8 protein-coding genes are annotated in these 11,507 nt (G+C 66.6%); 7 read left to right on the top strand and 1 reads right to left on the bottom strand.

What is annotated here, in order from left to right; all coding sequences use genetic code 11:
- Positions 1-224 precede the first annotated feature (224 nt).
- The 6 genes from VFG40_RS16355 to VFG40_RS16330 all read left to right on the top strand — a co-directional run bounded on the left by VFG40_RS16355 (position 225) and on the right by VFG40_RS16330 (position 8,113).
- Positions 225-2,033, top strand: a complete 1,809-nt coding sequence (locus VFG40_RS16355) for an amidase (RefSeq protein WP_324899471.1) — start codon at positions 225-227, stop codon at positions 2,031-2,033.
- Positions 2,034-2,310: 277 nt separating this feature from the next.
- Complete coding sequence (locus tag VFG40_RS16350; protein ID WP_324899469.1) at positions 2,311-2,685, top strand: DUF4440 domain-containing protein; 375 nt, start codon at positions 2,311-2,313, stop codon at positions 2,683-2,685.
- A 136-nt stretch (positions 2,686-2,821) separates the two neighbouring features.
- Complete coding sequence (locus VFG40_RS16345; RefSeq protein WP_324899467.1) at positions 2,822-3,226, top strand: hypothetical protein; 405 nt, start codon at positions 2,822-2,824, stop codon at positions 3,224-3,226.
- A 185-nt stretch (positions 3,227-3,411) separates the two neighbouring features.
- Complete coding sequence (locus tag VFG40_RS16340) at positions 3,412-3,963, top strand: hypothetical protein (protein WP_324899465.1); 552 nt, start codon at positions 3,412-3,414, stop codon at positions 3,961-3,963.
- A gap of 454 nt (positions 3,964-4,417) precedes the next feature.
- Complete coding sequence (locus VFG40_RS16335) at positions 4,418-7,492, top strand: PAS domain S-box protein (RefSeq protein ID WP_324899463.1); 3,075 nt, start codon at positions 4,418-4,420, stop codon at positions 7,490-7,492.
- 273 nt (positions 7,493-7,765) lie between these two features.
- Positions 7,766-8,113, top strand: coding sequence for a hypothetical protein (locus VFG40_RS16330; RefSeq protein WP_324899461.1), 348 nt, complete (start codon positions 7,766-7,768; stop codon positions 8,111-8,113).
- Between the two features lie 58 nt (positions 8,114-8,171).
- On the opposite strand, the gene VFG40_RS16325 is transcribed toward VFG40_RS16330, so the two are convergent.
- Positions 8,172-9,632 (bottom strand): DUF8370 family protein, encoded by a 1,461-nt coding sequence (locus tag VFG40_RS16325; RefSeq protein ID WP_324899459.1) that lies wholly within the window; start codon positions 9,630-9,632, stop codon positions 8,172-8,174.
- 391 nt (positions 9,633-10,023) lie between these two features.
- Here VFG40_RS16325 and VFG40_RS16320 point away from each other — a divergent pair, with 391 nt between their 5' ends.
- Positions 10,024-11,472 carry an esterase-like activity of phytase family protein gene (locus tag VFG40_RS16320; RefSeq protein WP_324899457.1) on the top strand — a complete coding sequence of 483 codons (1,449 nt, stop codon included), beginning with the start codon at positions 10,024-10,026 and terminating at the stop codon, positions 11,470-11,472.
- Positions 11,473-11,507 lie beyond the last annotated feature (35 nt).

Below are 11,507 nucleotides of genomic sequence, written 5' to 3'. Positions count from 1 at the left end.
CGCCCCCTGAGATCCTGCGGCGCCCCCAACCCGGGGCAAGCACGGCCCGCATGGCATCAGCGCGCTGCGCCTTTCCACCTCACCTAAGTCCAGTTGTGCGCGCCCCGGCGCTCGTCCACAGTGAGCAGCCGTTCCGGCCCGCCCGGAAGCCGCCTGAGCGCCACGCGGCGCCGGCACCAGCATCGTCAGCAACGCGCTCCTTCGGGGGCGCATCGGGGAGAACCATGAAGACTCGTCGCGATTTCCTTACCCAGGCGCCGCTCGGCTTGCTGGGTGCCGTGGTGGCCGGTGGCGCGCTGGCGCAGACCGGCGAGAACCCCGCGCCCACCACGCCGCCGCCCGGCTCGCCCGGCGCGTTCAACACCGCGCCGCCGGTGGGGCCGAAGCTCACCACCGCCACCTTCGCCGAGGCGGAGAAGCTGCAGCAGGTGACGATGACCGAGGCGCAGCGCGCCATGGCCGTATCCAACTGGCCCACCTCCATGGCCGCCCTGCTGGAGCGCCGCACCGGCCCGCGCAAGGTGGCGCTGGAAGACGGGCTGGCCCCGGCAACGACTTGGTTCCCCGCCATGGGGCGGACGCAGGTTGGCCCCGCGCGCGATCGCTTCGTGCCGTCCAAGGTCGCCGCCACCCCGCTGCCGGCGAAGGACGAGGACATCGCCTTCGCCTCCGTCGCCCAGCTCGGCGAATGGATTCGCGCGCGCAAGCTCACCTCCACGCGCTTGACCAGGATCTACCTCGACCGCCTCAAGCGTTTCGATCCGCAGCTGCGCTGCGTCATCACCCTGTGCGAGGAGCACGCGCTGAAGCAGGCTGCGCAGGCCGACAAGGAGATCGCCGCCGGCCACTACCGCGGCCCGCTGCACGGCATGCCGTGGGGTGCGAAGGATCTGCTCGATACCGCCGGCATCGCCACCACCTACGGCGCCGAGCCGTTCAGGGATCGCGTGCCCAAGGACGACGGCGCCGTCACCCGCAAGCTCAACGAAGCGGGCGCCGTGCTGGTGGCCAAGCTCAGCCTGGGCGCGCTGGCGCTCAACGACATCTGGTTCGGCGGCCAGACCATGAACCCGTGGCTGCCGCAGGAAGGCTCCTCCGGCTCCAGCGCAGGCCCGGCCTCGGCCACGGCAGCGGGCCTGGTGGCGTTCGCCATCGGCAGCGAAACCCAGGGCAGCATCATCAGCCCGTGCATGCGCTGCGGCACCACCGGCCTGCGCCCCACCTACGGCCGCGTGCCGCGCACCGGCGCAATGACGTTGTGCTGGACGATGGACAAGCTCGGCCCCATCGCCCGCACCGTCGAAGACACCCTGCTGGTGCTCAACACCATCCGCGGCACCGATCCGGGCGACAGCGCCAGCGTCGCTGCGCACCTGGACTACGACGCCGCCGCGTCGATCAAGGGCCTCAAGGTCGGCTACTTCCCCGGCTGGATGACCGAAGCCCCGGCCACGGATCTCGACCGCGCCGCGCTCGACCGGCTGCGTTCGCTCGGCCTGGTGCCCACCGAAGTGTCGCTGCCCAACTGGCCCTACGACGACCTCAACCTGCTGCTGTTCGCCGAAGCCGGCGCCGCGTTCGAGGAGCTCACGCTCTCCGGCCGCGCCGACCTGCTCAGCGAGCAGACCGCCGACTCCTGGCCCAACCTGTTCCGCGAATCGCGCTTCCTCTCGGCGGTGGACTTCGTGCAGGCCGATCGCCTGCGCCGCAAGGTGGCACAGGAGATGGCGCGCGTCATGGGCGAAGTCGACCTGCTGCTGGTGCCATCCCTGCGCGACGAGATGATGGTGATCTCCAACATGACCGGCCAGCCGTCGCTCACCCTGCGCACCGGCTTCGTGGAAGTGAACCAGGTGCGCAGCGACTGGGCGCCGGATCCGGAGCATCCGCGCCCCATGCTGGCCACGGCGCAGCGCGTGCCTTATGGCGTCACGCTGGTCGGTCGCCTGTTCGAGGAGGGCACGCTGGGCCGGGTGGGCCGCGCGCTGGAGGCGAAGGTGGCGGTGGCCGGGGAGCGTCCGCCGGGCTTCTGAGCCGGGTTCGCCGCAGGAGGGCAGTCGGACGGGAAGGGCGCCGGGGCCGCTTGCTGCGCTGGTGCACGGTGGCAGGTTGACGCCCTGCCACCGGAGCCGGCATGGCTATATCGGGCACCGGCACAATGGCCGTGCCAGGCGACTCTGGCGTCGCATATCGGAGACCGGCATGGCTATGCGCTATCGGTTTGTTTCCACGCTCATGCTCCTCGCGATGTCGCATGTGGCCGGTGCGGCCGCAGCCGCAGTGCCATCACGTACAGCGGAGTAGCGGGCGGTGCTGGCCGAAGTTGACGCGACGCTGGCCGCGGTCTCGGCGCGCGACCAGCCCGGCACGCTCCGTCATCTTCGGCCCGGTGGCACTGCCACGGTGCTGCTCCATCAGCCAGGTAGACATGTGGTGGTACGTAATGCAGCTCTGTCCGCCTACGCCGACGCGACGCCGGGTCCGGAGCGTTATGTCGAGCGCATGCTGGCCCCGCAGGTGCAGGTGCACGGCGACATCGCCGTGGTGTGGGGGCGCTACCGCTTTGCCATCGATGGCAAGGTCGTTCACTGCGGCAACCAGCAATTCGACCTCGTGCGCGAACTCGGAAAGTGGAAGATCCAGAACGTGATCTGGTCGGTGGAGCGCGCCGGCTGCGACGGCTGAGCGCGGCCGGCGCAGCCGCATTCGACGGGGCAACGCGTCGGCCCGTGAGTCGTGCCGGGGCTATCCGGCACGCTTTTCTGTGGCGGGCCGGGCGTCCATGCGCCACGCTGCGCGCTCCCCTCGCCAACAAGCGGCCATGACCACTCCCGCCATCTTTCCCCACACCGCCGCGCTGGCCCGGCTCGATGCCGGCGACTTCGCGGACCTGCCGGCAGAGCTCGTCGACACGCCGCCCAAGCGCGAGGCACTGCACGCGCTGCTGAAAGCGAGCGAGGCGGTGCATCGCGCGGCGGTAAGCACGACTCAGGTGGCCGATGCGCTGCGGCGCGACCAGAAGTTCGTGCGGCCGGGGCCGCCATCGCCGCACTTGGTGCGTCTGCGCCAGCAGCAGGCGACGGCGCGACAGGCGACGAATCAGGCGCGGCAGGCGTTCATCGTCGCGGCAGATGCGTGGGTGCGCGTGTGCGGGGTCAGCGTGCCGGCGCGGAAAAGCCTGGAGGGGTTTGCGCGGGACTGGATCGAGACCACGCTGTCTGCCTGAAGCAGTTCGAAGATCGCGCGTCATGGACCCACCATGACGCCAGCGCCCTCCAGCGACGCGTGCCGATCGCCGATTACGAACGGCACTGGGTGAGGACATCCGTGCCAATGATGATGCGTCGGGGCGCATGGTGCCGTCGGCGGGCGGCGCTGCCGTGGCGATCTTTTCAGGCAAAGGGGTGAGCCATGGACGAGCGGCAGCTTTCGCGGGTACGCATCGCCATTACGGCGTGCGTTGCGCTGGCCGAGTGGGCCTTCCTTGGTTGGCAATACACGCATGGCGGCGTTGCCAGCCATCATTTTCTAGGCCGCGCGGACATGCCGGCCATCTCCAACGGCTGGGGCGCGCTGGTGCTGCCATGCATGGGCTGGCTGCTGCTCGGTCGTGTGCAGCGACGCGTGGCATCGCAAGGCGCAACGGCAGGGCGGCCTGCGCTGATCGGTTTGGCCGGAGGACTTTGCTACGGCGTGTTGCTGGCGGTGTTTTTCACGCTCGGCAGGGAGTCGGTGACCGGCGCGTTGTTCGAGGCCCTGTTCGTGATCGCCGTTTTCGTGCCGATCCATCGCGCCGAGTACCTGTTGGGTTTCATCCTCGGCATGGCGTACACCTTTGGTGGCGTGTTGCCGAGCGTGGTCGGCTCGGTCTTGGCGCTGATCGCACTGGTGATTCACCGCGCGACCCGGGCTGCGCTGGCTGGCCTGCGCCATCTGCTGGCACGCACGCCCCGCCGCAGTTGATCGGCGACCGGTGGCGGGGGCGACAGGCGCTCCCGCCGCCGGCGGAAGCGAGGAGGGAAGCCCGGCGTATCCGGCTCATCTGCCGACCCTCGCCTCGAGCGCGGCGATCCGAAGCGGCGCGCCGCACGACCCGCCGCCACGCTCCGGCGGCCCCGGCGGCGGCGTCGACCCCCGCAAACAGAGTCGGCCGGCGCCGTCCGGCCGGCATTCAATGGTTCTGCGCCGCAGCCGATAACCCCTGCAGGCGGGAGGCGCGGGCGGCCCGGTCGTCGGTTCAGTGTGTCTTCGCCCGCTGGTTTGCCTGAAGGCCGCGTGCGCCGGGATCTGCCGACGCGCCGACCTCGCGTATGTCGGAGCGCCAGATGGGTGGGTGGAACAAGCAGCCGTGTCCGCGGCAACCGTCGAGCCCGGCGCGCGTGCGCGCCGGTGACGGTGCACGCGCCGGGGCACGCCGGTGAAGGCCGCGGCACCGCGCGCCAATGAGTCGGCAGCGATTGCCGCGCTGCGCCAGCTCGACGTGCTCGACAGCGCGGCCGACGCCGAGCTGGATGCGCTGGTGCAGGCCGCTTCGCTGGTGTGCGGCACGCCGATCTCGCTGATCTCGCTGATCGACGAGCACCGGCAGTGGTTCAAGGCCAGCGTGGGCCTGCCCGGCGTCAGTGAGACGCCGCGCGACATGGCGTTCTGCGCCCATGCGGTGCTGGGCGACGCGCTGTTCGAAGTGCCCGAAACCCTCGACGACGACCGCTTTGCCGACAACCCGCTGGTCACCGGCGAACCGAACATCCGCTTCTACGCCGGCGTGCCGCTGACCCTTGCGGCCGGCGAGCGCGTGGGCACGCTGTGCGTGATCGATCGCCAGCCGCGCCGGCTCGACGACAACCAGCGCGCCGTGCTCCGTTCGCTCGGGCTGGTGGCCTCGCGTGCGCTGGAAACACGTCGCACCCGCCGCGAACTCGCCGCCGCGCTGTCCGAAGGCGCGCGCGCCCTGCTGGTGGAAACGCACAGCGCCGACGCCATCATCGGCACCGATGCACAGGGCCGCGTGCTGCGCTGGAATCCCGCCGCGACGGCGCTCTACGGCTACACCGAGGCGCAGATGCTGGGCCACGACCTCAGCGCCCTGCGCCCACCCGACCAGGAGGACGAAACCGCCGCCCTGCTGGCCCGGCCCGGTGACAAATCCGCGCTCACCTTCGAGACGCTGCGCCTGCACCGCGACGGCCACCTCATGCATGTCTCCATCACCGCCGTGCCGGAGCTGGACGCGCACGGGCAGCTGGTGGGCGTGACCAAGTTCGTGCGCGATATCTCCGCCCGGGTGGAAGCCGCGCGCCAGCTCAAACAGAGTGAAGCGCGGGCCCGTCGCATGTACGAGTCGACGCCGGCCATGCTGCACTCGGTGGACCGGGAAGGCCGCATCATCGCCGTCAGCGACCAGTGGCTGGCCAAGCTCGGCTACGAGCGCAGCGAGGTCATCGGCAAGCTGGCACCGGACCTGCTGATGCCCGAGTCGCGCGAGCGCGCGCTGCGCGAGGTGCTGCCGCGGTTGTTCGCCGAGGGCCGCGTCAGCGACGTGGAGTACCAGGTGCGCACGCGCGACCACCGCGTGCTCGACGTGCTGCTCTCCGGCGTGGTCGACCGCCCCGGCGACGGCCGCCCCGCCACCAGCCTCACCATCATGCAGGACGTCTCTGCCCAGCGCGAAGCCGACCGCCGGCTGCGCGAAGCCACCGCACGCGCCGAGGCCGCCAACCAGGCCAAGAGCCAGTTCCTGGCCAACATGAGCCACGAGATCCGCACGCCGATGAACGCGGTGATCGGCCTGTCCTACCTGCTGGAGCGCTCGCCGCTGGATGCACAGCAGGCGGACACCGTGGCCAAGATCAAGCTGGCCGGCAAGTCGCTGCTGGCGATCATCAACGACGTGCTCGACCTCTCCAAGATCGAGGCGGCCGAGATGCACCTGGAGCGCTCGCCGTTCTCCACCGGCACGCTGCTGTCCGAGCTCACCGCGCTCACCCGCGTGCAAACCGACGCCAAGGGCATCGCCTTCGTGCTGGACGCGCCGGACGACCTGCCCGCGGTGCTCGAGGGCGACGCCACGCGGCTGCGGCAGGTGCTCACCAACCTGCTCAGCAACGCGGTCAAGTTCACCGCGCACGGTGCCGTCCATCTGGGCGTGCGCCACTGCACCACGCCGGAGGGCCGCGTGCGCCTGCATTTCAGCGTGCGCGATACCGGCGTGGGCGTGGCGCCGGAAAACCTCGCGCGGCTGTTCAACCCGTTCGTGCAGGCCGACACCTCCACCACCCGCCGTTTCGGCGGCACCGGGCTGGGCCTGTCCATCGTCAAGCAGCTTGTCGGCCTGATGGGTGGCGAGGTCGACGTGCGCAGCACGCCGGGCGAGGGCAGCGAATTCACGGTCACGCTGGAGCTGCTGCCCTGCGCGCAGCCGCTGCAGGCTGGTGTCGACGAGATCGGTCCCGCCCATGAGGGCGCGCGGCTGGCCAGTGCCCGCGTGCTGGTGGTCGACGACAGCCCGATCAACCTCGAGGTGGCGCAGCGCATCCTGGAGCTGGAGGGTGCCCACGTCGTGATTGCCAGCAACGGACAGGAGGCCGTCGACCTGCTGCTGGAGTCGCCGCACGCCTTCGACGTGGTGCTGATGGATGTGCAGATGCCGGTGGTCGACGGCCACGACGCCACCCGCCGTATTCGCAGCGGGCTCGGCCTCACTGCGCTGCCGGTGATCGCGCTCACCGCCGGCATTTCCTCCGGCGAGCACCAGCGCGCGCTGGCCGCCGGCATGAACGACATGCTGATCAAGCCGTTCGATCCACGCGCGCTGGTGCAATGCATCTACCGGCACGCGCCGCACCTGGTGCAGCGCGCGGACGCCGCCTTGTCAGCGCCGGCGCCACAGGCCGGCAGCGCGCCGGCGTGGCCGCCGGTGGTCGGTATCGACGCCGCGGACGTCAGCCAGCGCCTTGGCGGTGATGTCGCGCTGTTCCGCTCGCTGCTGCGCCGGCTGGTGGACGACTTCGATGACATCGCCCACGCCGCCGCCGTCACGCCGGAACACGCCACGACGTGGGCGCCGCGCCTGCACGCCTTCAAGGGCTGCGCGGGCGCACTGGGCGCACGCGGCCTCGAACGACTGGCGGGGGAGGTGGAAGCCAGCTTCGAGCGCGGCCACGCGTTGGGCCTCACGCGCGCGATGGCCGCGCTGCGCGAGCAGTTCCGCACCCTGCAGCGCTCCGCTCGCCGCATGCTCGGCAACGCCCCGCCGCTTGCGCTCTCGCCATCTGTCCCGGGTGCCGACCAGCCCCCACTCGACCCCGCCGCACTGGGTGCCCTGCTGCGCCAGCTGCGCAACTTCGACCTCGGCGCCATCGCTGCCTTCCAGGCCCTACTCCCCCCGCTGGCCGTGCGCCTGGGCGAAGAACCCCTGGTGCGCCTGCACCAGCACATCGACGAGCTGCGCTTCGCCGAGGCGGTGGAGATGCTGGAGGGAGTGGGGGCGTGAAGGTGTGCCTGGCTCTGGGCCGGGCCGCGGGCTTGTTGTGGATGGCGCCGCGCCGAACACGGTGCGGGCTCAGCCCCGGGTGCGCCCCCTTGCGACGCAAACGCTGAGTCGAAGCAGGGAAGATTGAGTCAGGCTCCGGTGCTTCGCAGTGCGCGCGCACTGACTGCCGGTTCGCCAGGGCGCCCCGGCGCCGGCCTAAACCCGAGGCAGATGTGGGATAACGGGGCCTGCCCCCGGTCCGGGGACGAGCGGCGACGGAACTCTGGAGGCTTCATGACACCCCGCGACTTCGTAGCGCAACTCAACGCGGCCGTCGTGGAGGAAAATCACGCCATCTACCGCGACCTGCTGCTGAACACCGACATCGATCGGGCCTCCGATCCGTACTGGCGACGCGTGCTGAGCGTCTTCCGCGATCTGTCCGCCGATCAGCGGGAGGTGCTTCTGGAGCTGACCCGCCAGGTGACCATCGATGCCACCGCCAACGTGCTCGGGGTGATCGACGGCAGTTGCCCGCTCGGCGGCGAGGAGTGCCAGTTTCGTCTGATAAGCGACGGGCGGGATCTGGCGGGAGATCTACAGAGTTTGTTTCTGGAGCAGGCGGAGCAGAATTCGCCGTAGATGTTGCCTTCCGGCCGAAGCAGGCACTCGAAAGTCGACTCTGACCTGTGTTTTGGCGTTACTTTACATTTGAAGCTGAAGGCTTATTGTCGCGCTGTGCATCTATCAGAAAGAAATCTGGGCCTTCTTTAAGCCCTAGGTCACGCATCACTTTCCTCACCAACTCGTACTCTGAGTGCGAAAAATAAAGGATTGCTTTAACTGACTTCTTTGTTTGATTCGCAGCTTCATACACCTTTACCTGATTTGCCAGGTTTTGTCGTAGCTTGGAGTTGCTGGCGAGCTTAAATTCGACCAGTGTGGAATCTTTGGATCCTCTCGAAATCTTGTAGTCGACCGGTCCTCGGCCGTTGTTTACCTCAGAGTTGACGTCATCATCAGATGCGTACCAAGTCAATCTAAATATGAGCTGGAGGTCCGATTCACGCTTAACAGGTTGCCCCTTGACGTAGAAAAATCTATATCCATCGTTGTTCTCGATGACTTGCTTCAGGAAGGCAACCCGCCTCGAAGCTTCTTCAAACGTGTCTCCAACTTCCTTGTAGAATTCACCGCCTTCTCTAAGTTCGGCTACCAAATCCGAGACTTTGGATACGAAAAGCGACTCAACCTCCCTCAGTTTTGCGTCGCTTATAGCTGTTGCCTTATCTCCATGATCTTCTTTGAGCCGGATGTACTGGTCGATCAGGCGTGGAAACTCCCTGAGGGTTCGGGCAACTGCTTTGTTGACTTCACGCTGTCTGGGGTTTTCTGGGAGCTGTCGAATGAAATACTCGTTAATCTGGGCGCGAAGCTGCTCGTTTGGAATCGCGAGGACGATGTCATCGAAATCTCCAATAATGTCGTTCTTATTTATCCACGAATCATCCTTTGTGAGGATATCTCTTGGTGTTAGAAGTACAAAGTCGCCGTCAATGAAAGGAAGATCAAACCATCTCGGCATCCACCTTCGTAGGGTGTAATTGAATTCCGTGTGGGGGACGTTTACTTTCTTTGTTTGGCTCTTTTTGAGGTGCGCTTTGGCAAATTCTTGAGTATATTCGCAAAGGAAGCCTTTTATCAGGCTGGTTGTGAAGTCGCTAATGCTGTCTTTTCCTACTCCATCTTTAATTAAGCAGAGTTTCTCTAGGTGGCTGCCTTTAGTTATCTGCTCGTCGCCGAAATTGTGAAAAATTCCGGTCAAATTTTCATTGAGTGCCGATGCGAAGCCTGCGCCTAGTCCTGATCCGTTATTTCCCACTTTGCTGTAGCCGAGCCAGTTCTGTTTGACTTCCTTGAATACAAACCATTGATTTATCAGACCGCTAGATATTGCGCCCTTGCCTGACATTTCTCTAAGGAACTTGAGATAATCAATTATCTTTTGATGAAGATCTCGATATTTTGGTTTTTCGCTGTTAAACAACAGGAATGGGTCTATAAACACTGGTAAATCGTTGATTAGTGAAATGTTAAATGCGCCATACTCCTTCATTACCTCTGGTGATATGGAGAAGTAGTCTGAGAAATATATGTTCATAGTCCGGCGCTTCCCTGTTTGTCGTCCTTGGGTCAGTTTATTGCTCGGTTGACTTCGTGTATAGGGCATCCAAAATCACTAAACCCAGACCCCCCGCGTCTCATTAAGTGACAGCCTTGGTGCGGTGTTGCGTCCTTCTACATCACGCTCTCCGCAAATGGGTCAGGGAACAAGGCGTCGCAACTAATAGTGCGGTTCCGCGTCCTGCGAAACAGGGGTCAGAGTGTACTTTTTTGAAGCAATGGCCCGTCCCCTGCCGCCCGGGGCGCGTGAGCCCCCATTCCCCAGCTCCTCTTTCGCTGCACCTCCCGCCCCGTAGCCCCAAGGTCATCCCACTGCCACACACCCGATGCACGCTCGCTGGACTTTTCCCCTCCAGCGGAGATGCACGATGATCCGATGCACGCGTGTTGCCTTGTTTGCGGCCCTTGCTCTGGCGATGGCCGGTCCCGCGTTTGCCGGCGTGGACCTGATCGCCGCGGGCCAGCTCGACGGTCACGGTGGTGACCTGGCGCACCGCACCGCGCGGGTGCTTGAGAACAACGTGCCGGGCAACGTGCTTGGTGGGCTGGGTTCGGGGCTGGCCTATGCCGGCTGCGACACCTTCCTGGCGCTGCCGGATCGTGGCCCCAATGCGACGCCCTACAACGCGCTCTCGGACGACACGGCCTCGTACATCGACCGCTTCCAGACGCTGCGCATGACGCTCTCGCCCAGCGCGCCGGGCGCGGCGCTGCCGTTTACGCTGTCGCCGCGGCTGCGCGACACCACGCTGCTGGCTGATCTGTTTCCGCTGTACTACGGCGACGGCACCGCGGTGAACCTGCCCAATGGTCGGCCCGCGCTGAACCGACCGTTCCGCAACTACTTCACCGGGCGCTCGGACAACGCCATGCCGGGCCAGCCTTCGGGCTCGCCGTTCAACGGGCGGCTGGATCCGGAAGGCATCCGCGTGAGCGCCGACGGCGAGTCGGTGTACGTGTCCGACGAGTACGGCCCGTACATCTACCGCTTCGACCGCCGCAGCGGCGTGCGCACCATGGCCTACCGCCTGCCAGACATGCTGGGCGTGGCGCATACCGCGCCCACCGGTGATGCCGAGATCGACGGCAACACCAGCGGCCGTGTGGCGAACAAGGGCATGGAAGGCCTGGCGATCTCTCCGGACGGCCGCACGCTCACCGGCATCATGCAGAGCCCGCTGCTGCAGGACGGCGGCACCAAGGCCGCCACCACGCGCATCGTGCAGCTGGACCTGGCCACCGGGCGCACGCGTCAGTACGCCTACCCGCTGACCAACGTGGGCAGCGCGAGCAAGCCCAAGTACACCACCGTGAGCGAGATCGTGGCGATCAACGACCACGAGTTCCTGGTGGACGAGCGCGACGGCAAGGGCCTGGGCGACGGCAGCAGCGCGGTGTTCAAGCACCTGATGCGTATCGACCTCAGTCACGCGCAGGAGGTGAGCCAGCTCAGCGGTGCGAATGCGCTGGGCGCGGCGGCGGTGAGCAAGCAGGACTTCCTCGACCTGGTGGCCGCATTGGGCGCCCACGGCCTGGCGCCGAAGGCGATCCCGGCCAAGATCGAGGGCATCGCGTTTGGCCCGGACGTGATGCGCGACGGCCATCGCGTGCACACGCTGTTTGTCGCCAACGACAACGACTTCCTCGCCACGGTGACCGACGACGTCTACCCGCAGGGCGTGGACAACCCCAACCGCTTCTTCGTGTTCGGCTTCGAGGACGCGGACCTGCCGGGTTACCAGCCGCAGCGGTTCAGTCGCGGGCACGGTCGCGGCCACGGCTTTGGCCACGACGACGACCGCTGTCGCGGGGAGTAGGGCGCCGCGGCGTCACCATCACGCAAGTGCGTGCC

The sequence above is a fragment of the Dyella sp. genome, assembly GCF_035685805.1.
In the GTDB taxonomy this organism is placed as follows: domain Bacteria; phylum Pseudomonadota; class Gammaproteobacteria; order Xanthomonadales; family Rhodanobacteraceae; genus Dyella_A.
Note: the sequence above shows the minus strand (reverse complement) of the source record. Positions and strands in the feature narration are given on the sequence as shown.

What these genes read in the sequence shown, in the direction of transcription:
- VFG40_RS16355 (WP_324899471.1), top strand. Translation starts at nt 225, where the DNA reads ATGAAGACTCGTCGCGATTTCCTTACCCAGGCGCCGCTCGGCTTGCTG.
- VFG40_RS16325 (WP_324899459.1), bottom strand. Translation starts at nt 9,632, where the DNA reads ATGAACATATATTTCTCAGACTACTTCTCCATATCACCAGAGGTAATG.
- VFG40_RS16320 (WP_324899457.1), top strand. Translation starts at nt 10,024, where the DNA reads ATGATCCGATGCACGCGTGTTGCCTTGTTTGCGGCCCTTGCTCTGGCG.
- VFG40_RS16330 (WP_324899461.1), top strand. Translation starts at nt 7,766, where the DNA reads ATGACACCCCGCGACTTCGTAGCGCAACTCAACGCGGCCGTCGTGGAG.
- VFG40_RS16345 (WP_324899467.1), top strand. Translation starts at nt 2,822, where the DNA reads ATGACCACTCCCGCCATCTTTCCCCACACCGCCGCGCTGGCCCGGCTC.
- VFG40_RS16340 (WP_324899465.1), top strand. Translation starts at nt 3,412, where the DNA reads ATGGACGAGCGGCAGCTTTCGCGGGTACGCATCGCCATTACGGCGTGC.